This is a genomic window from Bacillus subtilis subsp. subtilis str. 168, assembly GCF_000009045.1.
Classification (GTDB): domain Bacteria; phylum Bacillota; class Bacilli; order Bacillales; family Bacillaceae; genus Bacillus; species Bacillus subtilis.
This window is the reverse complement of record NC_000964.3, coordinates 148,341-172,500: the sequence shown is the minus strand read 5'-3', so window position 1 is coordinate 172,500 and position 24,160 is coordinate 148,341. Positions and strand designations below refer to the sequence as shown.

The following is a 24,160-nucleotide window of genomic DNA, read 5'->3' as shown; positions in this document are numbered from 1 at the left end:
CAAGACCTGGTAAGGTTCTTCGCGTTGCTTCGAATTAAACCACATGCTCCACCGCTTGTGCGGGCCCCCGTCAATTCCTTTGAGTTTCAGTCTTGCGACCGTACTCCCCAGGCGGAGTGCTTAATGCGTTAGCTGCAGCACTAAGGGGCGGAAACCCCCTAACACTTAGCACTCATCGTTTACGGCGTGGACTACCAGGGTATCTAATCCTGTTCGCTCCCCACGCTTTCGCTCCTCAGCGTCAGTTACAGACCAGAGAGTCGCCTTCGCCACTGGTGTTCCTCCACATCTCTACGCATTTCACCGCTACACGTGGAATTCCACTCTCCTCTTCTGCACTCAAGTTCCCCAGTTTCCAATGACCCTCCCCGGTTGAGCCGGGGGCTTTCACATCAGACTTAAGAAACCGCCTGCGAGCCCTTTACGCCCAATAATTCCGGACAACGCTTGCCACCTACGTATTACCGCGGCTGCTGGCACGTAGTTAGCCGTGGCTTTCTGGTTAGGTACCGTCAAGGTACCGCCCTATTCGAACGGTACTTGTTCTTCCCTAACAACAGAGCTTTACGATCCGAAAACCTTCATCACTCACGCGGCGTTGCTCCGTCAGACTTTCGTCCATTGCGGAAGATTCCCTACTGCTGCCTCCCGTAGGAGTCTGGGCCGTGTCTCAGTCCCAGTGTGGCCGATCACCCTCTCAGGTCGGCTACGCATCGTTGCCTTGGTGAGCCGTTACCTCACCAACTAGCTAATGCGCCGCGGGTCCATCTGTAAGTGGTAGCCGAAGCCACCTTTTATGTTTGAACCATGCGGTTCAAACTAACCATCCGGTATTAGCCCCGGTTTCCCGGAGTTATCCCAGTCTTACAGGCAGGTTACCCACGTGTTACTCACCCGTCCGCCGCTAACATCAGGGAGCAAGCTCCCATCTGTCCGCTCGACTTGCATGTATTAGGCACGCCGCCAGCGTTCGTCCTGAGCCAGGATCAAACTCTCCGATAAAGTAGTTTGACTGACTACGCACATCGCTGTGCGATTTTTAAAAACTGAATTAACAGGTACGTTTTGTCTTGTTTAGTTTTCAAAGATCATTTTGTTTGTCCGCTTTGTTAAAGCAACTTTATTAGTATACAATGTCACTTCTTCAAAGTCAATAACTTTTTTAAAAAATTACACTAATGTGCAATTGCTTGGCGGCGTCCTACTCTCACAGGGGGAAACCCCCGACTACCATCGGCGCTGAAGAGCTTAACTTCCGTGTTCGGTATGGGAACGGGTGTGACCTCTTCGCTATCGCCACCAAACAAATTGAGAGTGTTCTCTCAAAACTAGATAACAGGTGTGACATCATTCAAAAATATGGTTAAGTCCTCGATCGATTAGTATCTGTCAGCTCCATGTGTCGCCACACTTCCACCTCAGACCTATCAACCTGATCATCTTTCAGGGATCTTACTTCCTTGCGGAATGGGAAATCTCATCTTGAGGGGGGCTTCATGCTTAGATGCTTTCAGCACTTATCCCGTCCGCACATAGCTACCCAGCGATGCCCTTGGCAGAACAACTGGTACACCAGCGGTGCGTCCATCCCGGTCCTCTCGTACTAAGGACAGCTCCTCTCAAATTTCCTGCGCCCGCGACGGATAGGGACCGAACTGTCTCACGACGTTCTGAACCCAGCTCGCGTACCGCTTTAATGGGCGAACAGCCCAACCCTTGGGACCGACTACAGCCCCAGGATGCGATGAGCCGACATCGAGGTGCCAAACCTCCCCGTCGATGTGGACTCTTGGGGGAGATAAGCCTGTTATCCCCGGGGTAGCTTTTATCCGTTGAGCGATGGCCCTTCCATGCGGAACCACCGGATCACTAAGCCCGACTTTCGTCCCTGCTCGACTTGTAGGTCTCGCAGTCAAGCTCCCTTGTGCCTTTACACTCTGCGAATGATTTCCAACCATTCTGAGGGAACCTTTGGGCGCCTCCGTTACCTTTTAGGAGGCGACCGCCCCAGTCAAACTGCCCACCTGACACTGTCTCCCCGCCCGATAAGGGCGGCGGGTTAGAAGGTCAATACAGCCAGGGTAGTATCCCACCGATGCCTCCACCGAAGTGGCGCTCCGGTTTCCAAGGCTCCTACCTATCCTGTACAAGCTGTACCAACATTCAATATCAGGCTGCAGTAAAGCTCCACGGGGTCTTTCCGTCCTGTCGCGGGTAACCTGCATCTTCACAGGTACTATAATTTCACCGAGTCTCTCGTTGAGACAGTGCCCAGATCGTTGCGCCTTTCGTGCGGGTCGGAACTTACCCGACAAGGAATTTCGCTACCTTAGGACCGTTATAGTTACGGCCGCCGTTTACTGGGGCTTCAATTCGCACCTTCGCTTACGCTAAGCGCTCCTCTTAACCTTCCAGCACCGGGCAGGCGTCAGCCCTATACTTCGCCTTACGGCTTCGCAGAGACCTGTGTTTTGCTAAACAGTCGCCTGGGGCCTATTCACTGCGGTTCTCTCGGGTTGCACCCTAACAGGGCACCCCTTCTCCCGAAGTTACGGGGTCATTTTGCCGAGTTCCTTAACGAGAGTTCTCTCGATCACCTTAGGATTCTCTCCTCGCCTACCTGTGTCGGTTTGCGGTACGGGCACCTCTCACCTCGCTAGAGCTTTTCTTGGCAGTGTGGAATCAGGAACTTCGCTACTATATTTCGCTCGCCATCACAGCTCAGCCTTATGGGAAACGGATTTGCCTATTTCCCAGCCTAACTGCTTGGACGCGGATATCCAATACCGCGCTTACCCTATCCTCCTGCGTCCCCCCATTGCTCAAATGGTGAGGAGGTGGTACAGGAATATCAACCTGTTGTCCATCGCCTACGCCTTTCGGCCTCGGCTTAGGTCCCGACTAACCCTGAGCGGACGAGCCTTCCTCAGGAAACCTTAGGCATTCGGTGGAGGGGATTCTCACCCCTCTTTCGCTACTCATACCGGCATTCTCACTTCTAAGCGCTCCACCAGTCCTTCCGGTCTGGCTTCACAGCCCTTAGAACGCTCTCCTACCACTGTTCGAAGAACAGTCCGCAGCTTCGGTGATACGTTTAGCCCCGGTACATTTTCGGGCCAGAGTCACTCGACCAGTGAGCTATTACGCACTCTTTAAATGGTGGCTGCTTCTAAGCCAACATCCTGGTTGTCTAAGCAACTCCACATCCTTTTCCACTTAACGTATACTTTGGGACCTTAGCTGGCGGTCTGGGCTGTTTCCCTTTCGACTACGGATCTTATCACTCGCAGTCTGACTCCCAAGGATAAGTCATTGGCATTCGGAGTTTGACTGAATTCGGTAACCCGGTAGGGGCCCCTAGTCCAATCAGTGCTCTACCTCCAAGACTCTTACCTTGAGGCTAGCCCTAAAGCTATTTCGGAGAGAACCAGCTATCTCCAGGTTCGATTGGCATTTCACCCCTACCCACACCTCATCCCCGCACTTTTCAACGTGCGTGGGTTCGGGCCTCCATTCAGTGTTACCTGAACTTCACCCTGGACATGGGTAGATCACCTGGTTTCGGGTCTACGACCACGTACTCATGCGCCCTATTCAGACTCGCTTTCGCTGCGGCTCCGCATCTTCTGCTTAACCTTGCACGAGATCGTAACTCGCCGGTTCATTCTACAAAAGGCACGCCATCACCCGTTAACGGGCTCTGACTACTTGTAGGCACACGGTTTCAGGATCTCTTTCACTCCCCTTCCGGGGTGCTTTTCACCTTTCCCTCACGGTACTGGTTCACTATCGGTCACTAGGGAGTATTTAGCCTTGGGAGATGGTCCTCCCGGATTCCGACGGAATTTCACGTGTTCCGCCGTACTCAGGATCCACTCAGGAGAGAACGAAGTTTTGACTACAGGGCTGTTACCTCCTATGGCGGGCCTTTCCAGACCTCTTCATCTACCTCGTTCCTTTGTAACTCCGTACAGAGTGTCCTACAACCCCAAGAGGCAAGCCTCTTGGTTTGGGCTAATCCCGTTTCGCTCGCCGCTACTCAGGGAATCGCATTTGCTTTCTCTTCCTCCGGGTACTTAGATGTTTCAGTTCCCCGGGTCTGCCTTCTCATATCCTATGAATTCAGATATGGATACCACTCCATTACGAGTGGTGGGTTTCCCCATTCGGAAATCTCCGGATCAAAGCTTGCTTACAGCTCCCCGAAGCATATCGGTGTTCGTCCCGTCCTTCATCGGCTCCTAGTGCCAAGGCATCCACCGTGCGCCCTTTCTAACTTAACCGTTAAAAAGAATCACTATGTGATATCTTGTATTACTTGAATGTGATGTCTACTGTTATCTAGTTTTCAAAGAACACGTTTCGAAGGAATGATCCTTCAAAACTAAACAAGACAGGGAACGTTCTGTTTATAAGACCCAAGGTCTTATATTCCGTATAATATCCTTAGAAAGGAGGTGATCCAGCCGCACCTTCCGATACGGCTACCTTGTTACGACTTCACCCCAATCATCTGTCCCACCTTCGGCGGCTGGCTCCTAAAAGGTTACCTCACCGACTTCGGGTGTTACAAACTCTCGTGGTGTGACGGGCGGTGTGTACAAGGCCCGGGAACGTATTCACCGCGGCATGCTGATCCGCGATTACTAGCGATTCCAGCTTCACGCAGTCGAGTTGCAGACTGCGATCCGAACTGAGAACAGATTTGTGGGATTGGCTTAACCTCGCGGTTTCGCTGCCCTTTGTTCTGTCCATTGTAGCACGTGTGTAGCCCAGGTCATAAGGGGCATGATGATTTGACGTCATCCCCACCTTCCTCCGGTTTGTCACCGGCAGTCACCTTAGAGTGCCCAACTGAATGCTGGCAACTAAGATCAAGGGTTGCGCTCGTTGCGGGACTTAACCCAACATCTCACGACACGAGCTGACGACAACCATGCACCACCTGTCACTCTGCCCCCGAAGGGGACGTCCTATCTCTAGGATTGTCAGAGGATGTCAAGACCTGGTAAGGTTCTTCGCGTTGCTTCGAATTAAACCACATGCTCCACCGCTTGTGCGGGCCCCCGTCAATTCCTTTGAGTTTCAGTCTTGCGACCGTACTCCCCAGGCGGAGTGCTTAATGCGTTAGCTGCAGCACTAAGGGGCGGAAACCCCCTAACACTTAGCACTCATCGTTTACGGCGTGGACTACCAGGGTATCTAATCCTGTTCGCTCCCCACGCTTTCGCTCCTCAGCGTCAGTTACAGACCAGAGAGTCGCCTTCGCCACTGGTGTTCCTCCACATCTCTACGCATTTCACCGCTACACGTGGAATTCCACTCTCCTCTTCTGCACTCAAGTTCCCCAGTTTCCAATGACCCTCCCCGGTTGAGCCGGGGGCTTTCACATCAGACTTAAGAAACCGCCTGCGAGCCCTTTACGCCCAATAATTCCGGACAACGCTTGCCACCTACGTATTACCGCGGCTGCTGGCACGTAGTTAGCCGTGGCTTTCTGGTTAGGTACCGTCAAGGTACCGCCCTATTCGAACGGTACTTGTTCTTCCCTAACAACAGAGCTTTACGATCCGAAAACCTTCATCACTCACGCGGCGTTGCTCCGTCAGACTTTCGTCCATTGCGGAAGATTCCCTACTGCTGCCTCCCGTAGAGTCTGGGCCGTGTCTCAGTCCCAGTGTGGCCGGATCACCCTCTCAGGTCGGCTACGCATCGTTGCCTTGGTGAGCCGTTACCTCACCAACTAGCTAATGCGCCGCGGGTCCATCTGTAAGTGGTAGCCGAAGCCACCTTTTAGGTTTGAACCATGCGGTTCAAACAACCATCCGGTATTAGCCCCGGTTTCCCGGAGTTATCCCAGTCTTACAGGCAGGTTACCCACGTGTTACTCACCCGTCCGCCGCTAACATCAGGGAGCAAGCTCCCATCTGTCCGCTCGACTTGCATGTATTAGGCACGCCGCCAGCGTTCGTCCTGAGCCAGGATCAAACTCTCCGATAAAGTAGTTTGACTGACTACGCACATCGCTGTGCGATTTTTAAAAACTGAATTAACAGGTACGTTTTGTCTTGTTTAGTTTTCAAAGATCATTTTGTTTGTCCGCTTTGTTAAAGCAACTTTATTAGTATACAATGTCACTTCTTCAAAGTCAATAACCTTTTTTAAAAACTTTTGGTGGAGCCTAGCGGGATCGAACCGCTGACCTCCTGCGTGCAAAGCAGGCGCTCTCCCAGCTGAGCTAAGGCCCCATAAAAAATGGTCGGGAAGACAGGATTCGAACCTGCGACCCCATGGTCCCAAACCATGTGCTCTACCAAGCTGAGCTACTTCCCGATTTCCTATCTATTCTATTAAAAGATATGGCGCGCCCGAGAGGAGTCGAACCCCTAACCTTTTGATCCGTAGTCAAACGCTCTATCCAATTGAGCTACGGGCGCAATTCAATTTACAATATCCCGTTAGGTAAATGGAGCGGAAGACGGGATTCGAACCCGCGACCCCCACCTTGGCAAGGTGGTGTTCTACCACTGAACTACTTCCGCATATCGCAATAAAAAAAGCTTTCTCCTTATGAGAAACCTTGGTAATAATACATTTAAGCTTCCAAGCGGGCTCGAACCGCTGACCTCTTCCTTACCATGGAAGTGCTCTACCTGCTGAGCTATGGAAGCAATGCTCCGCAGGTAGGATTCGAACCTACGACCGATCGGTTAACAGCCGATAGCTCTACCACTGAGCTACTGCGGAATGAGATATAAAGCTTCATAAACAAACATGGTAGAATTAATAAATCTGCTTGGCGGCGTCCTACTCTCACAGGGGGAAACCCCCGACTACCATCGGCGCTGAAGAGCTTAACTTCCGTGTTCGGTATGGGAACGGGTGTGACCTCTTCGCTATCGCCACCAAACAAATTGAGAGTGTTCTCTCAAAACTAGATAACAGATGTGACATCATTCAAAAATATGGTTAAGTCCTCGATCGATTAGTATCTGTCAGCTCCATGTGTCGCCACACTTCCACCTCAGACCTATCAACCTGATCATCTTTCAGGGATCTTACTTCCTTGCGGAATGGGAAATCTCATCTTGAGGGGGGCTTCATGCTTAGATGCTTTCAGCACTTATCCCGTCCGCACATAGCTACCCAGCGATGCCCTTGGCAGAACAACTGGTACACCAGCGGTGCGTCCATCCCGGTCCTCTCGTACTAAGGACAGCTCCTCTCAAATTTCCTGCGCCCGCGACGGATAGGGACCGAACTGTCTCACGACGTTCTGAACCCAGCTCGCGTACCGCTTTAATGGGCGAACAGCCCAACCCTTGGGACCGACTACAGCCCCAGGATGCGATGAGCCGACATCGAGGTGCCAAACCTCCCCGTCGATGTGGACTCTTGGGGGAGATAAGCCTGTTATCCCCGGGGTAGCTTTTATCCGTTGAGCGATGGCCCTTCCATGCGGAACCACCGGATCACTAAGCCCGACTTTCGTCCCTGCTCGACTTGTAGGTCTCGCAGTCAAGCTCCCTTGTGCCTTTACACTCTGCGAATGATTTCCAACCATTCTGAGGGAACCTTTGGGCGCCTCCGTTACCTTTAGGAGGCGACCGCCCCAGTCAAACTGCCCACCTGAAACTGTCTCCCCGCCCGATAAGGGCGGCGGGTTAGAAGGTCAATACAGCCAGGGTAGTATCCCACCGATGCCTCCACCGAAGCTGGCGCTCCGGTTTCCAAGGCTCCTACCTATCCTGTACAAGCTGTACCAACATTCAATATCAGGCTGCAGTAAAGCTCCACGGGGTCTTTCCGTCCTGTCGCGGGTAACCTGCATCTTCACAGGTACTATAATTTCACCGAGTCTCTCGTTGAGACAGTGCCCAGATCGTTGCGCCTTTCGTGCGGGTCGGAACTTACCCGACAAGGAATTTCGCTACCTTAGGACCGTTATAGTTACGGCCGCCGTTTACTGGGGCTTCAATTCGCACCTTCGCTTACGCTAAGCGCTCCTCTTAACCTTCCAGCACCGGGCAGGCGTCAGCCCCTATACTTCGCCTTACGGCTTCGCAGAGACCTGTGTTTTTGCTAAACAGTCGCCTGGGCCTATTCACTGCGGCTCTCTCGGGCTTGCACCCTAACAGAGCACCCCTTCTCCCGAAGTTACGGGGTCATTTTGCCGAGTTCCTTAACGAGAGTTCTCTCGATCACCTTAGGATTCTCTCCTCGCCTACCTGTGTCGGTTTGCGGTACGGGCACCTCTCACCTCGCTAGAGGCTTTTCTTGGCAGTGTGGAATCAGGAACTTCGCTACTATATTTCGCTCGCCATCACAGCTCAGCCTTATGGGAAACGGATTTGCCTATTTCCCAGCCTAACTGCTTGGACGCGGATATCCAATACCGCGCTTACCCTATCCTCCTGCGTCCCCCCATTGCTCAAATGGTGAGGAGGTGGTACAGGAATATCAACCTGTTGTCCATCGCCTACGCCTTTCGGCCTCGGCTTAGGTCCCGACTAACCCTGAGCGGACGAGCCTTCCTCAGGAAACCTTAGGCATTCGGTGGAGGGGATTCTCACCCCTCTTTCGCTACTCATACCGGCATTCTCACTTCTAAGCGCTCCACCAGTCCTTCCGGTCTGGCTTCACAGCCCTTAGAACGCTCTCCTACCACTGTTCGAAGAACAGTCCGCAGCTTCGGTGATACGTTTAGCCCCGGTACATTTTCGGCGCAGAGTCACTCGACCAGTGAGCTATTACGCACTCTTTAAATGGTGGCTGCTTCTAAGCCAACATCCTGGTTGTCTAAGCAACTCCACATCCTTTTCCACTTAACGTATACTTTGGGACCTTAGCTGGCGGTCTGGGCTGTTTCCCTTTCGACTACGGATCTTATCACTCGCAGTCTGACTCCCAAGGATAAGTCATTGGCATTCGGAGTTTGACTGAATTCGGTAACCCGGTAGGGGCCCCTAGTCCAATCAGTGCTCTACCTCCAAGACTCTTACCTTGAGGCTAGCCCTAAAGCTATTTCGGAGAGAACCAGCTATCTCCAGGCTCGATTGGCATTTCACCCCTACCCACACCTCATCCCCGCACTTTTCAACGTGCGTGGGTTCGGGCCTCCATTCAGTGTTACCTGAACTTCACCCTGGACATGGGTAGATCACCTGGTTTCGGGTCTACGACCACGTACTCATGCGCCCTATTCAGACTCGCTTTCGCTGCGGCTCCGCATCTTCTGCTTAACCTTGCACGAGATCGTAACTCGCCGGTTCATTCTACAAAAGGCACGCCATCACCCGTTAACGGGCTCTGACTACTTGTAGGCACACGGTTTCAGGATCTCTTTCACTCCCCTTCCGGGGTGCTTTTCACCTTTCCCTCACGGTACTGGTTCACTATCGGTCACTAGGGAGTATTTAGCCTTGGGAGATGGTCCTCCCGGATTCCGACGGAATTTCACGTGTTCCGCCGTACTCAGGATCCACTCAGGAGAGAACGAAGTTTTGACTACAGGGCTGTTACCTCCTATGGCGGGCCTTTCCAGACCTCTTCATCTACCTCGTTCCTTTGTAACTCCGTACAGAGTGTCCTACAACCCCAGAGGCAAGCCTCTTGGTTTGGGCTAATCCCGTTTCGCTCGCCGCTACTCAGGGAATCGCATTTGCTTTCTCTTCCTCCGGGTACTTAGATGTTTCAGTTCCCCGGGTCTGCCTTCTCATATCCTATGAATTCAGATATGGATACCACTCCATTACGAGTGGTGGGTTTCCCCATTCGGAAATCTCCGGATCAAAGCTTGCTTACAGCTCCCCGAAGCATATCGGTGTTCGTCCCGTCCTTCATCGGCTCCTAGTGCCAAGGCATCCACCGTGCGCCCTTTCTAACTTAACCGTTAAAAAGAATCACTATGTGATATCTTGTATTACTTGAATGTGATGTCTACTGTTATCTAGTTTTCAAAGAACACGTTTCGAAGGAATGATCCTTCAAAACTAAACAAGACAGGGAACGTTCTGTTTATAAGACCCAAGGTCTTATATTCCGTATAATATCCTTAGAAAGGAGGTGATCCAGCCGCACCTTCCGATACGGCTACCTTGTTACGACTTCACCCCAATCATCTGTCCCACCTTCGGCGGCTGGCTCCTAAAAGGTTACCTCACCGACTTCGGGTGTTACAAACTCTCGTGGTGTGACGGGCGGTGTGTACAAGGCCCGGGAACGTATTCACCGCGGCATGCTGATCCGCGATTACTAGCGATTCCAGCTTCACGCAGTCGAGTTGCAGACTGCGATCCGAACTGAGAACAGATTTGTGGGATTGGCTTAACCTCGCGGTTTCGCTGCCCTTTGTTCTGTCCATTGTAGCACGTGTGTAGCCCAGGTCATAAGGGGCATGATGATTTGACGTCATCCCCACCTTCCTCCGGTTTGTCACCGGCAGTCACCTTAGAGTGCCCAACTGAATGCTGGCAACTAAGATCAAGGGTTGCGCTCGTTGCGGGACTTAACCCAACATCTCACGACACGAGCTGACGACAACCATGCACCACCTGTCACTCTGCCCCCGAAGGGGACGTCCTATCTCTAGGATTGTCAGAGGATGTCAAGACCTGGTAAGGTTCTTCGCGTTGCTTCGAATTAAACCACATGCTCCACCGCTTGTGCGGGCCCCCGTCAATTCCTTTGAGTTTCAGTCTTGCGACCGTACTCCCCAGGCGGAGTGCTTAATGCGTTAGCTGCAGCACTAAGGGGCGGAAACCCCCTAACACTTAGCACTCATCGTTTACGGCGTGGACTACCAGGGTATCTAATCCTGTTCGCTCCCCACGTTTTCGCTCCTCAGCGTCAGTTACAGACCAGAGAGTCGCCTTCGCCACTGGTGTTCCTCCACATCTCTACGCATTTCACCGCTACACGTGGAATTCCACTCTCCTCTTCTGCACTCAAGTTCCCCAGTTTCCAATGACCCTCCCCGGTTGAGCCGGGGGCTTTCACATCAGACTTAAGAAACCGCCTGCGAGCCCTTTACGCCCAATAATTCCGGACAAAGCTTGCCACCTACGTATTACCGCGGCTGCTGGCACGTAGTTAGCCGTGGCTTTCTGGTTAGGTACCGTCAAGGTACCGCCCTATTCGAACGGTACTTGTTCTTCCCTAACAACAGAGCTTTACGATCCGAAAACCTTCATCACTCACGCGGCGTTGCTCCGTCAGACTTTCGTCCATTGCGGAAGATTCCCTACTGCTGCCTCCCGTAGAGTCTGGGCCGTGTCTCAGTCCCAGTGTGGCCGATCACCCTCTCAGGTCGGCTACGCATCGTTGCCTTGGTGAGCCATTACCTCACCAACTAGCTAATGCGCCGCGGGTCCATCTGTAAGTGGTAGCCGAAGCCACCTTTTATGTTTGAACCATGCGGTTCAAACAACCATCCGGTATTAGCCCCGGTTTCCCGGAGTTATCCCAGTCTTACAGGCAGGTTACCCACGTGTTACTCACCCGTCCGCCGCTAACATCAGGGAGCAAGCTCCCATCTGTCCGCTCGACTTGCATGTATTAGGCACGCCGCCAGCGTTCGTCCTGAGCCAGGATCAAACTCTCCGATAAAGTAGTTTGACTGACTACGCACATCGCTGTGCGATTTATAAAAATGAATTAACAGGTACGTTTTGTCTTGTTTAGTTTTCAAAGATCATTACTGCCGCTTAACGAAGCAGCTTTATTACTATAACATTTAGCTTCTTTTAAGTCAACAACTTTTTTCAAAGTATTTAATGAAGCTTTTAGTTGATGTCAGCTGTTTATCAGCGACGAATAATAATATATCACGGATATTATCAAAAGGTCAACACCCAATTTAGGCTGTATGTGAAGAGACATTTTATCGGTTATATTCAATTGTCCATGCTCATAAGATGTAAAACAAGAATGATGGACAAGATAAGGAGGCATCATCAGTGAATCACTTCTATGTGTGGCACATTAAACGGGTAAAACAATTAATTATTATACTTATCGCCGCATTTGCAGCTGCCAGCTTTTTTTATATCCAAAGAGCTGTCCCGCTTCCCGTGTTTTCAACTGACACCGGACCTAAAGCCATTTATAAAGGAGAAACAGACTCTAAAGATATTTCACTTACTTTCGATATCAGCTGGGGTGATGAGAGAGCAGAACCGATACTTAATACTCTGAAAGCAAACGGGATTAAAAACGCAACGTTTTTCCTGTCCGCTTCTTGGGCAGAACGCCATCCCGACACAGTGGCCCGTATCGTAAAGGACGGCCATCAAATCGGGAGCATGGGCTACGCTTATAAAAACTATGCCAATTTAGAGAGCAGCGAAATAAAAAAGGACATGAACCGTGCGCAAACAGCCTTTGAAAAGTTAGGGGTCAAAGACATACAGCTATTAAGACCCCCTACCGGCCAATTCAATAAGAATGTTCTAAAGGTCGCAAAGCAATACAATTATACAGTCGTTCATTACAGTGTGAACTCTCAAGACTGGACAAATCCCGGAGTTGAAAAAATCATCGACAATGTGACCAAGCAAGTTTCCGGTGGAGACATTATTCTTTTACATGCCTCCGATTCTGCAAAACAAACAGAAGAAGCATTGCCTGATATCATCCATCAGCTGAAAGAAAAAGGATTAAAAAATGTAACCGTGGGTGATCTCATCGCAAATTCTGATGCCAAATCCGCAGAGGTAAAGTAATTACTTTGCTGCAAACTTCGGCAGCATCAGCAATTGGAAGGCATTACATGCCATTAACGGAAAAAGCATTAAATAAAGCCAGTCCTCATCATTTACTCTTAATGCAGGGAACCATTCTAATGCGGTAATCACAACCATCAAAAATAACGATGACACAAATGTTTTCTTAGAGGACTGCTTTTGCTTTATATAAGCTGTAATCACTCCAAAGATCAATAAAAACACCGGTAACCACGCATAGCCAGCCAGCGATTCTCCGCTCTCTCCAAAAAATAAAAAACGCACGTACATTAAATCAAAAGCAACAAACAGGATGAAAAACAACTGCAGCAAATTCCACAAAGAGGAGGACCTTAATATCTCAAGCGCAAACCGATGAACTGTTAAAAACACGAAAAAACCCATTTGGCTGATCACACTGAAAATCATGCCTACACCGATAAACCAAAATAAAACAGAGAAAATCTGTCCCGCTTCAAATGTTAGAAACAGCCCTCTATATTCTCCCCACTTTAAAGCAAAACCCACAATACTCGTGATAAGCGCCCCGACAGCTAAAATAGAAAAGAAAAAACGAACTAAACCACGGCTTTTCATTTCTTTATTCATCCCCTCAAAAATCGCGAACAGCGATATTTTGTTATGTATAATTCCAAACAGATGAATCATATTAAAGGTAAGACAAGTATGTGAAAGGAGCTTAAGCATGTCAAAAGCCAAAACGCTATTGATGAGCTGTTTTTTGTTATTATCTGTAACAGCTTGCGCTCCAAAAGACCAAGCAGCGGATATGGACTATGATCAGACCAAAAAAATGGTTGTTGATATATTAAAAACTGATGATGGAAAGAAAGCTATTAAGGAATTATTAAATGATGATGCCATGAATGAAGCGCTGGTGATTGACCAAGATGCAATTAAAGGAACAATAGAAAAAACACTCACATCTAAAAAAGGTGAAGAATTTTGGAAAAACATCTTTGAAGACACTGATTTTGCTGAGGGCTTTGCCAAAACTCTTCAGACAGAGCATGAAAAAGTGATTAAAAAGCTGATGAAGGATCCAGATTACCAGAAGATGCTGATGAGCGTTATGCAGGATCCCGGCATGGATAAAAAGTACAGCCAGCTGGCAAAAAGCCAAGAATTCCGCAGTTATTTAGAAGAGGTTATTAACGAAACACTTTCTAGTCCGCTTTACAAAAAGCAGTTCGAAGATGAGCTGAAAAAAGCAGCAAAAGACACAGCAAAAGAAAGTGAATAAAGGGAAAGCCGGGATCTGGAATCCCGGTTCACCTTTTATACCTGCACTGACATTTTTGCATCTATTTTTTTTGCGATGTCCTGATATATTTCTCCGATTGGATGATTTTCGTCATAAACAGACGGAGCAAATTGGTCCTTATCCCAATCGGGCTGTTTCAATGGGATTCTGCCGAGCAAAGGCACGTTTAGTTCCTCAGCCAGTTTATCTCCTCCGCCTTTTCCAAACACATATTCTCTTTCCCCTGTCTTTGCACTTTCATAATAAGCCATGTTCTCTATGACACCCACGACCTCATGATCGGTTTTAATCGCCATAGAGCCCGCTCTGGCCGCGACAAAAGCAGCTGTCGGATGTGGCGTAGATACGATAATTTCTTTGCAGCTCGGAAGCATTGTATGTACATCGAGAGCAACGTCCCCTGTACCAGGCGGAAGATCAAGAACGATATAGTCTACTTCTCCCCACTCTACTTCATGGAAAAAATTATTCAGCATTTTGCCGAGCATCGGCCCTCTCCATACGACCGGGGCATTTTCTTCTACGAAAAAGCCCATTGACATGACCTTTACTCCAAAGCGTTCAACAGGAAGAAGTTTCTCTCCTTCAATTGTTGGACGCACAGTGATACCCATCATGTCCGGCACACTGAACCCATAAATATCCGCATCAATTAAACCAACCTTTTTCCCTAGACGAGCCAGAGAAATAGCTAGGTTTACTGACACAGTTGACTTGCCTACGCCGCCTTTTCCACTTGCTACAGCAAGAAAGACTGGCGGGTTATCCATATTTAATAATGTTTTTTTCTCAGCTGACGGCGCCCGGAATTTAGCAACCGTTTCTTCAGGCAGCTCTTCAAATCGAAGGCCGACTGTCTCAGCTCCTGCCCCTTTTAATACGTTTACGATCTCTTGCTGAATCTGCATTTGTTCTGCAGTTCCTGTTTTTGCAAGAGCGACTTTTACACTGATATGCCGTTTTTCAGGCTTTATTTTAATTTCCTTAACGGCATCCAATTCTCCCAGAGGTCTTTGAAGAAAAGGTTCGCGCATTTCTCCGACTAGTTTTCTTACTTCATCTTCTCTTATCATCGAACCTCACCCTTTTGTGTATTCGTTTACAATTATTATTATATCATACATAAATGGCGGGTGTCTTATGCTTAGAACCACAAGAAAACCCTCCATTACTCCGGAGGGTCTCCTTTTTCTGTGAAATATCGCAAAATGCCTTTATATATGGAAGATGCCACCTTGTCTTGATATTTCGGTTTACCGAGCAACGTTGCTTCACTTGGATTGGATAAAAATCCGACTTCTATAAGCGCCCCCGGTTTGGTGACGTTTTGCATTAAGTAGATACCATGAATCCGCTTTGCTTTCCGGGTTGTGTTTTCCAGATTTCTTCTCAGCTCATCCTGAATGTATTTTGCGACTTTCTCATTTTCCGCATATTTCCCGTAATAAAAGCTTTGGGCTCCGCTCCATTTTTGTGACGGAATCGCATTAAGATGAATGCTGATATAGAGCTCCGCCTCTGAATGGTTTATTAATTTGACTCGTTGTCTTAGATCCTCAGCTTTTCGTCGGCTATAGCCTTTTGTTCCTTCTGGAGCGAGATCAGTATCACTTTCTCTGGTCATGATAACAAGCGCTCCTTGTTCTTGAAGATAATCCCTGACTCTAAAGGCCACTTCCAGGGTAACATCCTTCTCTAACAGCTTTCCGCCGACTGCTCCGCCGTCAGGCCCGCCATGACCTGGATCTAGATAAATGATTTTACCGCTCAAGGGCAGGCTCCACGGCTTCCAAGAGTCGTTATTGCTGAACTGATACTTGAACAGAAATAGTAATATGATGAAGCCTAGCAAAAAACTGAGCCATTTAAGCTTTTTCCTCATCCCTTCCCCTCCCGCTTGTCCGTTATTACATAACTATGGGACAGGGTCGGGAAATATGATTACCGCATGCGAAGCTTACACTGTTTTTCTCTTTGAACAAACCCTGCTGTCCACCAATCTTTAATGAACTTGCGTGCCGCTTCATAAACAGTGTTTTTATCAAATGTTGCGTATTGCTCGTGTATCCAATTATAGAGATAATCAAAAAACTCCATACGCAGCTCTTCTTCTTCTCTTGCAGAGCGGGCACTGATACTCTGCATTGATTCTCCGTAATAGCCGAATATCCCAAAACGCCCGCCTAACAAATAAGCTTCAATCGCAAAATCAATACAGCCTTCGGTAATAATATCTCGTTCATCATGTAAAAATGGAAATAATGGTTCCAAACAATCCTTAACAGACTGGATAATTTGTCTCAGAGAGAGTTCTTTGAGCAAGTTCTTTTCTAATTCAAAATCCTTTTGGCGTTTCACATCCATAAAAGACAGTACTTCTGCCATATAAATTCACTCTCCTTTTACCGATTATTTTGAGGTTTGGATGATGAAACAATGCCCGAATTCGGTTGGAAATTCGCCCAAATGAAGGTGTAACATTGATAAAAAATCAGCTTTCTGCAGGGTGAGGAACAAATGTTCTGTAATTGGTTATGAAAAAAGCAGCCCCTCTAACAGGTCGCTGCTTTTCATACTTTCACGCTTCTTGTTGCAGAATATGTATGGATATATTGGTCTAATACAAAACCGCCTTTATCTTCATAAAAACCAGTAACGATAAAACCGGCATCAATTTGGCCTTTGATTTGGTCTTCTAAGGAATGGCCGAATTCCAGAGCCTCATTATTTTCGATCAGTTTTTTCACTTTATGTTTCGGAAGATCTTCTGGGTCAGCGTATGGAATAGAGTGTTTTACTTTTAAAACACCTTGCTGTTCTAATTCTGTATCAAACAGAAATACAACAGGATTGACAAAACCCGAGATTAGAATGCCGTTCCTTTTCAACACACGGTACGCTTCCTTCCATACCGGGAGGACATTCTCAACAAAAACATTGGCAACAGGATGTACAATGACATCAAATGATTCATCATTAAATACACTTAAATCGTCCATGCTTCCTTTGACAGTGTGTATCGTCAGACCATCTCGCTCAGCAATCATTCTATCCTGATTCAGCTGTTTTTCTGAGTTATCTAATACAGTGACATCCGCGCCTGCGGCTGCCAAAACTGGACCCTGCTGGCCGCCGCCTGATGCTAAACAGAGTACTTTCAGACCTTTGATAGGCGGAAACCAATCCTTCGGTACATCTTTCATTGGTGTTACCCTTATATCCCAATTGCCTTTTTTTGCTTGTTCGATAACCTGCTGTTCAACAGCAACAGTCCATTCATTGCCTGTTTCTACTTTTTTATCCCAGGCTTTGCTATTATGAGCTACTAACGCATTCATGAATCTTCTCCTTACTTTAATGTATAGAGTATAACAAATATTTCTAGATTGATATCGCTTTCCCTTTGCATATTTAGAAAAAAGTTCATAAAAACGCAAAAAAATCACAAAGGAGATATGTGATTTATATCATCAGATTTACTTTTACTTCGTTACATAAAGCCATTAGCAATGAGAGCTATTGTTTCTCCGGGTTAAGAATCAGCAGTGAACTTTAACGGATGAGATACAGTGGTTAGATGGAGCTGGGCTGATCACATAACGATAATAAACATTGACCGAACTTCCAATTGAATAAGAATGAAATCTACCATGATTATTACAAAGAGACCGTTTATAAACAAACAATTTGCTTAACCCCGTCAAGCGTCCATTCAGTTGTTATTTTTATGCGGGACTGCCACGTTTTATTGAAAGAAAAAAGCTCCCAACCCAAGGTCGAGAGCTTTTTGAAAACGTAAAATTAACGTTTTGAGAACTGAGGTGCACGACGAGCGCCTTTAAGACCGTATTTTTTACGTTCTTTCATACGAGCGTCACGAGTCAGAAGACCTGCACGTTTAAGAGTTGTACGGTATTCTGGATCTGCTTCAAGCAAAGCACGAGCGATACCGTGACGGATTGCTCCAGCTTGACCAGATAGGCCGCCTCCATGTACGTTTACTAAAACATCATAAGTGCCAGCTGTTTCAGTCAAAGTTAATGGTTGTTTGATATCTTCGATTAAAGCTGCAGATGGGATATGTTCGCTGATTTCACGATTATTAACGACGATACGGCCTTCTCCTGGAACTAAACGCACACGCGCTACAGAGCTTTTACGACGGCCAGTACCGTAATATTGAACCTGTGCCAAATTGGTAACCTCCTTTTTAATTAACCGCGAAGTTCGTAAACTTCAGGTTTTTGTGCTTCGTGTGGATGCTCAGAACCACGGTATACGTTCAATTTTTTGAACATTTGACGACCTAGAGAACCTTTTGGAAGCATGCCTTTGATAGCAAGCTCAAGCATTTTCTCAGGGTAGTTTGTACGCATTTCAAGAGCAGTTCTTGATTTTAATCCGCCTGGATGTTGAGTGTGACGGTAGTAGATTTTGTCAGTTAACTTTTTACCAGTTAACTCGATTTTTTCAGCGTTGATGATGATCACATGATCTCCAGTATCAACGTGTGGTGTGTAAGTTGGTTTGTGTTTTCCGCGAAGGATAGCTGCAACTTCTGAAGAAAGACGACCTAAAGTCTTGCCAGCAGCATCAACAACTAACCACTTGCGTTCAATAGTACTTGCGTTAGCCATAGGTGTTGTACGCATTGAATTTCCCTCCTAAATGATCTGTCATTTTCAATAAACTTCGATTACGTTCTATTTCACAACACAATAAGTTCCGGGGCTTATCGTGGGGTTGAAATACATACCATATGATATCTTATAACTTTATGCAGACTCTGTCAAGAAAATATTATACACCTGGTTTAGTTGTCATAGTAAACGTTCCATAAATATAGCCCGTGCCCCGGCGCTGTGCGCCCTGCCGCTTCGCGATCCTTCGCTTCCAGCATGGATTTCACCTCATCGGGAGAAATTTTTCCAATACCTGCATCAAGCAAAGTACCCGCAATAATTCTGACCATATTATATAAGAAACCGCTGCCTGTGATCCGCATTTGCAGGCCGTCAGCCGTCTCAGTCCAATCAAGTTCGTATATCGTTCTTACCTTGTCCTGCACTTCTGTTTTAGCCGCGCAAAAGCTCGTAAAATCATGTGTCCCTATAAGATGCTTTGCCGCTTCTCTCATGTCCTGCACATTAAGGCGATATGAAAAATGGTAAGCGTAATGCCGTTTAAATACGTCCGGGTGTTTCTCCGTGTATACAAAGTAGCGATATTCTTTTTTGACTGCGCTAAATCGTGCATGGAACCCATCATCCGCAATTTCTGCCTGTTTGACTGCGATATCGTCCGGAAGCAGTGCATTTAAGGCATATGGCCATCTCTCAGCCGGGATAGACAGCGGAGTGTCAAAATGAATCACCTGTCCGGCTGCGTGAACCCCGCTGTCTGTTCTTCCAGACGAAACGACCGGAATTCTGTCTTTTGACTTATGCAGGACAGCCAAAGCCTTCTCCAGTTCATCCTGAACCGTTCTTTTGCCCGGCTGAACCTGATAACCGTTAAACAAATGTCCGTCATAAGAAATCGTGCATTTCAGTCTCATACAGCACCTCTAAGCCCTTAAGAAAAATAACAAAGCAGCTAATACAATTAAGCTGACAATGACAGAAGTGTCTTTTCCTGTCCATACAAGCTTTCTATATTTCGTACGTCCTTCTCCGCCTTGATAGCCTCTTGCTTCCATTGCCACCGCAAGCTCTTCGGCGCGTTTAAATGCGCTGACGAAGAGCGGGACAAGAAGCGGGACAATAGCCTTCACTCTTTCTTTGACAGGCCCGCTTGTAAAATCAACGCCTCGCGCCATCTGAGCCTTCATGATCTTATCTGTCTCCTCCATCAGTGTCGGAATAAACCGTAAAGAAATTGACATCATAAGAGCCAGCTCATGAACAGGAAGCTTTAATTTTTTCAATGGGTTCAGCAGCTGCTCCATTCCATCGGTAATCTCAATCGGTGTAGTCGTAAGCGTTAATAAGGTTGTGATTAAAATCAAATAGACGAATCTAAGAGAAATGAATATCCCCTGAACCAGACCGCCCTCATAGACTTTGAAAAAACCTATTTGAAAGATAATCGGTCCTTCATGTGTCATAAGAATGTGAAGAAGGAACGTAAAAAGGACAATCCAGATGATTGGCTTCAGCCCTTTCATTAAAAAAGAGAAAGGAACTCTTGTTAAAGAAACGACGCCAATTGTAAATAAACCAAGCAACGCATATGTCTGAACATTATTGGCTAAGAATACAATGCAGACAAATAAAAAGATCGTGATCAGTTTTGTTCTGGGGTCAAGCCGGTGCACAAGTGAAGTCCCCGGTACATACTTGCCGATAATCATGCTGTCCATCATAAAGTCTTCTCTCCCTGAAAAAGAGCACGGATTTCGGCAGCGGCATCTTCGATTGTGAGCATAGGCTCATTAAATCTCACACCCAGTGCAGCTTCAAGGTGTCTTTGGAATTTTATTGTTTCAGGAAGATCCAGCCCCCAGCCGGCCATCTCTTCACCCTTTAAAAACAGATCACGCGGACTGCCTGATGCTTGTATCGTTCCTTTATGCATAACAATCATTTCATCAGCGTATGCAGCTGCATCCTCCATGCTGTGTGTCACAAGGATCGTCGTCAAGTTCCCACGTTGATGAAGCTCATAAAACATGTCCATAATCTCTTTTCGCCCTCTTGGGTCCAATCCTGCAGTCGGTTCATCCAGAACAAGCACTTCAGGGTCCATTGCAAGTACGCCGGCAATTGCAACTCTGCGCATTTGTCCCCCGCTTAATTCAAAGGGTGACCTGTCCAAAAGCTCTTCTGATAAACCTACAAGCTGCAGCATCTCTCTCGCTTTTTGTTCAGCATCTTCTTTTTTAACACCAAAGTTCATCGGTCCGAATGAAATATCTTTAAGAACTGTTTCTTCGAATAATTGATGCTCAGGAAATTGGAAAACGATTCCGACTTTTTTACGAAGTTTTTTCAGATCTTTATTCTTTTTCCCTGCCTGAATGACAGTGCTGCCTAGTGATATCTGTCCCTTCGTCGGCTTCAGGAGACCATTTAGGTGCTGTAGAAGAGTGGACTTGCCAGAGCCTGTATGCCCGATAACGGCTACGTAGCTTCCTTCTTTAATCGATGCATTGATATCATACAGTGCTAGGCGCTCAAACGGGGTCTTCATCTGATAGCGATGCTCTACATCTTTGATTGTAATGTCCACAGCTCTTTCACCAGCCCTTCCTGAGTCAAATGGTTTTCTTCCAAAGCCAGTCCATTTTCTCTTAAAAGCTGGCTAAGCTGGAATGAGAAGGGTAAATCAAGCCCAATTCGAACAAGTTCTTTATTCAATTTAAAAATCTCTTCAGGCGGCCCTTCAGCATATTTTTTACCGCCATTCATGACAATGATCCTGTCTGCTTTTGCTGCCTCATTCAGGTCATGTGTAATGGATATGACAGTCGCCATGCCCTGCTCTTTTAAATGTCTTACCGTTTCAAGCACTTCTTCTCGCCCGATCGGATCAAGCATGGATGTTGCTTCATCTAAGATAATAATATCAGGACGTGCGGCAATAACCCCCGCAATCGCAACTCTCTGCTTTTGGCCTCCGGAGAGATGGTGCGGCTCTTGATCGAGAAAATCTTGCATATTCACCTGTTTTACTGCCCAGTCTACTCTCTCAATCATTTCTTCCCGCGGTACACCATTGTTTTCTAAACCAAAAGCCACATCATCGCGAACAGTCGTTCCGACAAATTGGTTATCCGGATTTTGAAAGACCATACCTATCTTCTTACGCACTTCCCAAACAGATTCCTCTGTCAATTGAATCCCGGCAACCTCAATGTCGCCTGATTCAGGAAGAATTAAACCATTCAATGCCCGGGCCAGTGTTGATTTCCCTGAACCGTTATGACCTACGATTGCAAGCCATTCACCCTCATACACCTGCAGGGAGACGCCGTCTAGTGCTCGTCTTTCTGCGTCCTTCCGATATCGAAATACGATATCCTCTACCGATATCAACTGATTTTGATTCATGGAAAACCGGCCTCCTCTCAGCTAATGCTCTGCTTTTCTCTCTATTAAAAGTTGCAGTATCTAAAAAAAGGGCATAGATCCAGTTAGAAACTGTCCCGCCCTTCTTTAGATACACAAAAATATGTGATTAAACCAATTCGATAATTGCCATTGGTGCTCCGTCACCACGGCGAGGACCAAGCTTCATAATACGTGTGTATCCACCTTGGCGCTCCTCGTAACGAGTTGCAATGTCAGAGAATAATTTTTGAAGTGCATCTTGATTATTTTCTTCGTTTGCAACCTCGTTGCGGATGTATGCAGCAGCTTGACGGCGAGCGTGAAGATCACCGCGTTTGCCAAGCGTGATCATTTTTTCAACTACAGAGCGAAGTTCTTTCGCACGTGTTTCAGTTGTTTCGATTCTTTCGTTGATGATCAAATCAGTTGTAAGATCACGAAGCATAGCTTTACGCTGTGCACTCGTACGTCCTAGTTTTCTGTATGACATGTGATGTCCCCTCCTTTATTGGAATGCTGTTTCTGAATAATAAACACACGAAAATCCTAGTTCACAAGGGAAACTAGTCAATCGTCTTTGCGAAGTCCGAGTCCAAGTTCTTCTAGTTTCGCTTTCACTTCTTCAAGTGATTTGCGTCCTAGATTTCGAACTTTCATCATATCTTCTTCCGTCTTGTTCGCAAGCTCTTGAACCGTGTTAATACCCGCACGCTTTAAGCAGTTGTAAGAACGAACAGAAAGATCCAATTCTTCAATTGTCATTTCAAGAACTTTCTCTTTTTGATCTTCTTCTTTTTCAACCATGATTTCAGCATGTTGAGCTTCGTCAGTTAAACCAACGAATATATTAAGGTGTTCAGTTAAAATCTTTGAACCAAGCGCAATTGCTTCTTTCGGTCCAGTGCTTCCATCAGTCCAAACATCAAGTGTAAGTTTATCATAGTTTGCAACTTGGCCTACACGAGTGTTCTCTACCTGATAAGATACACGAGAAACTGGCGTATAGATAGAATCGATCGGAATCACGCCGATTGGCTGATCGTCTCTCTTGTTTGCGTCAGCAGGCGTATACCCACGTCCTCTTTGAGCAGTAAGGCGAACTCGGAAACTCGCATTCTCACCAAGAGTCGCGATATGAAGATCAGGATTTAAGATCTCTACATCACTATCGTGTGTAATATCAGCTGCCGTTACAGTTCCTTCACCCTGTACATCAATTTCTAGCGTCTTCTCTTCATCAGAGTAGATTTTCAATGCAAGCTTTTTAATGTGTAAGATAATCGTTGTAACATCTTCCACAACGCCTTCAATTGTCGAGAATTCGTGCAGTACACCATCTATCTGGATTGATGTTACAGCGGCACCAGGGAGTGAGGATAAGAGGATACGACGTAAGGAGTTACCCAGAGTTGTACCATATCCACGCTCAAGTGGCTCTACGACAAACTTACCAAATTTGGCATCGTCGCTGATTTCAACCGTTTCGATTTTTGGTTTTTCAATCTCGATCATTACTTAAAACCCTCCTTCAAAACGTCGAAACCTCGAATAGAATCATATGAGATTCCATCCGAAATTCCCCATTGTTTAGTCCCGTATGTGCTCAGGCAACGAGTCGGTGCATTCGTTTCATAAATAACTGTATCATAACCCATTATTGACAGGGACACAAAATCTATACAAACAAATTACACGCGGCGACGTTTTGGTGGACGGCATCCGTTATGAGGAACAGGAGTTACGTCTCTGATAGCAGTGACTTCTAGTCCAGCAGCTTGAAGTGCACGGATTGCAGCTTCACGGCCTGAACCAGGTCCTTTAACAGTAACCTCTAGAGTTTTAAGACCATGTTCGATTGAACCTTTAGCAGCTGTTTCTGCAGCCATTTGCGCAGCAAAAGGAGTAGATTTACGAGAACCTCTGAATCCTAAAGCTCCGGCACTAGACCAAGAAATAGCATTACCATGAGTGTCAGTGATCGTAACGATCGTGTTATTGAAAGTTGAACGAATATGAGCAATTCCAGACTCAATATTCTTTTTCACGCGACGTTTACGCGTGTTAGATTTACGAGCAGCAGCCATTGTTTAAGAACCTCCCTT

The 24,160-nt window shown here is 47.0% G+C and carries 16 protein-coding genes, 6 tRNA genes, 7 rRNA genes and 1 other RNA gene (1 of these 30 running past the window's edge); 2 read left to right on the top strand and 28 right to left on the bottom strand.

Annotation, left to right across the window (positions count from 1 at the left end; all coding sequences use genetic code 11):
- The 13 genes from rrnG-16S to rrnI-16S form a co-directional block, all read right to left on the bottom strand.
- A ribosomal RNA-16S gene (gene rrnG-16S, locus BSU_rRNA_25) occupies window positions 1-1,003 on the bottom strand (it extends 549 nt beyond the left edge of the window).
- 183 nt (window positions 1,004-1,186) lie between these two features.
- A ribosomal RNA-5S gene (gene rrnH-5S / locus BSU_rRNA_24) occupies window positions 1,187-1,304 on the bottom strand.
- A gap of 55 nt (window positions 1,305-1,359) precedes the next feature.
- Window positions 1,360-4,283: ribosomal RNA gene (rrnH-23S, locus tag BSU_rRNA_29) — ribosomal RNA-23S — on the bottom strand.
- Window positions 4,284-4,447: 164 nt separating this feature from the next.
- A ribosomal RNA-16S gene (gene rrnH-16S, locus BSU_rRNA_16) occupies window positions 4,448-6,001 on the bottom strand.
- Between the two features lie 171 nt (window positions 6,002-6,172).
- A tRNA-Ala gene (gene trnI-Ala / locus BSU_tRNA_28) sits at window positions 6,173-6,248 on the bottom strand.
- An 8-nt stretch (window positions 6,249-6,256) separates the two neighbouring features.
- Window positions 6,257-6,333, bottom strand: a tRNA-Pro gene (gene trnI-Pro, locus BSU_tRNA_27).
- A gap of 27 nt (window positions 6,334-6,360) precedes the next feature.
- Window positions 6,361-6,437 (bottom strand) — tRNA-Arg (trnI-Arg, locus tag BSU_tRNA_26).
- Between the two features lie 30 nt (window positions 6,438-6,467).
- Window positions 6,468-6,542 (bottom strand) — tRNA-Gly (gene trnI-Gly / locus BSU_tRNA_25).
- Between the two features lie 56 nt (window positions 6,543-6,598).
- A tRNA-Thr gene (gene trnI-Thr / locus BSU_tRNA_24) sits at window positions 6,599-6,671 on the bottom strand.
- 4 nt (window positions 6,672-6,675) lie between these two features.
- Window positions 6,676-6,747, bottom strand: a tRNA-Asn gene (gene trnI-Asn, locus BSU_tRNA_23).
- A gap of 46 nt (window positions 6,748-6,793) precedes the next feature.
- Window positions 6,794-6,910 (bottom strand): ribosomal RNA-5S (gene rrnI-5S / locus BSU_rRNA_15).
- A gap of 55 nt (window positions 6,911-6,965) precedes the next feature.
- Window positions 6,966-9,891, bottom strand: a ribosomal RNA-23S gene (gene rrnI-23S / locus BSU_rRNA_14).
- Between the two features lie 164 nt (window positions 9,892-10,055).
- A ribosomal RNA-16S gene (gene rrnI-16S, locus BSU_rRNA_23) occupies window positions 10,056-11,608 on the bottom strand.
- The 16S, 23S and 5S rRNA genes sit together here with 6 tRNA genes alongside, the layout of an rRNA operon.
- A 349-nt stretch (window positions 11,609-11,957) precedes the next feature.
- Between rrnI-16S and pdaB the strand changes: the two genes are divergently transcribed.
- Window positions 11,958-12,722, top strand: coding sequence for a polysaccharide deacetylase involved in sporulation (pdaB, locus tag BSU_01570; protein NP_388038.1), 765 nt, complete (start codon window positions 11,958-11,960; stop codon window positions 12,720-12,722).
- Here the strand turns inward: pdaB and kbaA are convergent, their stop codons facing one another.
- Window positions 12,723-13,319 carry an inner membrane protein involved in activation of the KinB signaling pathway to sporulation gene (gene kbaA, locus BSU_01560; RefSeq protein NP_388037.1) on the bottom strand — a complete coding sequence of 199 codons (597 nt, stop codon included), beginning with the start codon at window positions 13,317-13,319 and terminating at the stop codon, window positions 12,723-12,725.
- Between the two features lie 109 nt (window positions 13,320-13,428).
- Here kbaA and gerD point away from each other — a divergent pair, with 109 nt between their 5' ends.
- Window positions 13,429-13,986: a lipoprotein factor mediating clustering of germination proteins gene (gene gerD / locus BSU_01550; protein ID NP_388036.1), complete on the top strand. Its 558-nt coding sequence runs from the start codon at window positions 13,429-13,431 to the stop codon at window positions 13,984-13,986.
- A 35-nt stretch (window positions 13,987-14,021) separates the two neighbouring features.
- Here gerD and salA read toward each other — a convergent pair whose 3' ends face one another.
- The 14 genes from salA to rpsK all read right to left on the bottom strand — a co-directional run bounded on the left by salA (window position 14,022) and on the right by rpsK (window position 24,142).
- Entirely contained in the window at window positions 14,022-15,080 is a 1,059-nt protein-coding gene (gene salA / locus BSU_01540; RefSeq protein ID NP_388035.1) for a phosphorylation-dependent (Y327) transcriptional regulator, read from the bottom strand.
- A 95-nt stretch (window positions 15,081-15,175) separates the two neighbouring features.
- A complete protein-coding gene (cwlD, locus tag BSU_01530) occupies window positions 15,176-15,889 on the bottom strand; it encodes an N-acetylmuramoyl-L-alanine amidase (protein ID NP_388034.1) in 714 nt (237 codons plus the stop codon).
- A 59-nt stretch (window positions 15,890-15,948) separates the two neighbouring features.
- Window positions 15,949-16,392 carry a hypothetical protein gene (gene ybaK / locus BSU_01520; RefSeq protein ID NP_388033.1) on the bottom strand — a complete coding sequence of 148 codons (444 nt, stop codon included), beginning with the start codon at window positions 16,390-16,392 and terminating at the stop codon, window positions 15,949-15,951.
- 185 nt (window positions 16,393-16,577) lie between these two features.
- Window positions 16,578-17,345, bottom strand: a complete 768-nt coding sequence (gene ybaJ, locus BSU_01510; protein NP_388032.2) for a putative methyltransferase — start codon at window positions 17,343-17,345, stop codon at window positions 16,578-16,580.
- A 463-nt stretch (window positions 17,346-17,808) separates the two neighbouring features.
- Window positions 17,809-18,201: a ribosomal protein S9 gene (gene rpsI, locus BSU_01500; RefSeq protein NP_388031.1), complete on the bottom strand. Its 393-nt coding sequence runs from the start codon at window positions 18,199-18,201 to the stop codon at window positions 17,809-17,811.
- A gap of 20 nt (window positions 18,202-18,221) precedes the next feature.
- Window positions 18,222-18,659 (bottom strand): ribosomal protein L13, encoded by a 438-nt coding sequence (gene rplM / locus BSU_01490; protein ID NP_388030.2) that lies wholly within the window; start codon window positions 18,657-18,659, stop codon window positions 18,222-18,224.
- Window positions 18,660-18,707: 48 nt separating this feature from the next.
- Window positions 18,708-18,764: putative L13_leader (gene ldlM, locus BSU_misc_RNA_4), an RNA gene on the bottom strand.
- A gap of 56 nt (window positions 18,765-18,820) precedes the next feature.
- Entirely contained in the window at window positions 18,821-19,564 is a 744-nt protein-coding gene (gene truA, locus BSU_01480) for a tRNA pseudouridine (38-40) synthase (RefSeq protein NP_388029.2), read from the bottom strand.
- 9 nt (window positions 19,565-19,573) lie between these two features.
- Window positions 19,574-20,371: a component of the influx ECF transporters gene (ecfT, locus tag BSU_01470; RefSeq protein ID NP_388028.2), complete on the bottom strand. Its 798-nt coding sequence runs from the start codon at window positions 20,369-20,371 to the stop codon at window positions 19,574-19,576.
- Window positions 20,368-21,198, bottom strand: coding sequence for an energizing coupling factor of ABC influx transporter (ATP-binding protein) (gene ecfAB, locus BSU_01460; RefSeq protein NP_388027.1), 831 nt, complete (start codon window positions 21,196-21,198; stop codon window positions 20,368-20,370). The genes ecfT and ecfAB overlap by 4 nt, the downstream gene beginning before the upstream one ends.
- A gap of 14 nt (window positions 21,199-21,212) precedes the next feature.
- Window positions 21,213-22,058: an energizing coupling factor of ABC influx transporter (ATP-binding protein) gene (gene ecfA / locus BSU_01450; protein NP_388026.2), complete on the bottom strand. Its 846-nt coding sequence runs from the start codon at window positions 22,056-22,058 to the stop codon at window positions 21,213-21,215.
- Between the two features lie 127 nt (window positions 22,059-22,185).
- The gene (rplQ, locus tag BSU_01440) at window positions 22,186-22,548 is read right to left on the bottom strand and encodes a ribosomal protein L17 (BL15) (RefSeq protein NP_388025.1); all 363 of its coding nucleotides are present in this window, start codon (window positions 22,546-22,548) and stop codon (window positions 22,186-22,188) included.
- Window positions 22,549-22,625: 77 nt separating this feature from the next.
- Window positions 22,626-23,570, bottom strand: coding sequence for an RNA polymerase (alpha subunit) (gene rpoA / locus BSU_01430; protein ID NP_388024.1), 945 nt, complete (start codon window positions 23,568-23,570; stop codon window positions 22,626-22,628).
- A gap of 176 nt (window positions 23,571-23,746) precedes the next feature.
- Window positions 23,747-24,142 (bottom strand): ribosomal protein S11 (BS11), encoded by a 396-nt coding sequence (rpsK, locus tag BSU_01420; RefSeq protein ID NP_388023.1) that lies wholly within the window; start codon window positions 24,140-24,142, stop codon window positions 23,747-23,749.
- Between the last annotated feature and the right edge of the window lie 18 nt (window positions 24,143-24,160).

Excerpts from the sequence above, each read along its gene's own strand:
- kbaA (NP_388037.1), bottom strand. The coding sequence starts at position 13,319 with ATGAAAAGCCGTGGTTTAGTTCGTTTTTTCTTTTCTATTTTAGCTGTC.
- gerD (NP_388036.1), top strand. The coding sequence starts at position 13,429 with ATGTCAAAAGCCAAAACGCTATTGATGAGCTGTTTTTTGTTATTATCT.
- salA (NP_388035.1), bottom strand. The coding sequence starts at position 15,080 with ATGATAAGAGAAGATGAAGTAAGAAAACTAGTCGGAGAAATGCGCGAA.
- cwlD (NP_388034.1), bottom strand. The coding sequence starts at position 15,889 with ATGAGGAAAAAGCTTAAATGGCTCAGTTTTTTGCTAGGCTTCATCATA.
- ybaK (NP_388033.1), bottom strand. The coding sequence starts at position 16,392 with ATGGCAGAAGTACTGTCTTTTATGGATGTGAAACGCCAAAAGGATTTT.
- ybaJ (NP_388032.2), bottom strand. The coding sequence starts at position 17,345 with ATGAATGCGTTAGTAGCTCATAATAGCAAAGCCTGGGATAAAAAAGTA.
- rplM (NP_388030.2), bottom strand. The coding sequence starts at position 18,659 with ATGCGTACAACACCTATGGCTAACGCAAGTACTATTGAACGCAAGTGG.
- truA (NP_388029.2), bottom strand. The coding sequence starts at position 19,564 with ATGAGACTGAAATGCACGATTTCTTATGACGGACATTTGTTTAACGGT.
- ecfT (NP_388028.2), bottom strand. The coding sequence starts at position 20,371 with ATGATGGACAGCATGATTATCGGCAAGTATGTACCGGGGACTTCACTT.
- ecfAB (NP_388027.1), bottom strand. The coding sequence starts at position 21,198 with ATGAAGACCCCGTTTGAGCGCCTAGCACTGTATGATATCAATGCATCG.
- ecfA (NP_388026.2), bottom strand. The coding sequence starts at position 22,058 with ATGAATCAAAATCAGTTGATATCGGTAGAGGATATCGTATTTCGATAT.
- rplQ (NP_388025.1), bottom strand. The coding sequence starts at position 22,548 with ATGTCATACAGAAAACTAGGACGTACGAGTGCACAGCGTAAAGCTATG.
- rpoA (NP_388024.1), bottom strand. The coding sequence starts at position 23,570 with ATGATCGAGATTGAAAAACCAAAAATCGAAACGGTTGAAATCAGCGAC.
- rpsK (NP_388023.1), bottom strand. The coding sequence starts at position 24,142 with ATGGCTGCTGCTCGTAAATCTAACACGCGTAAACGTCGCGTGAAAAAG.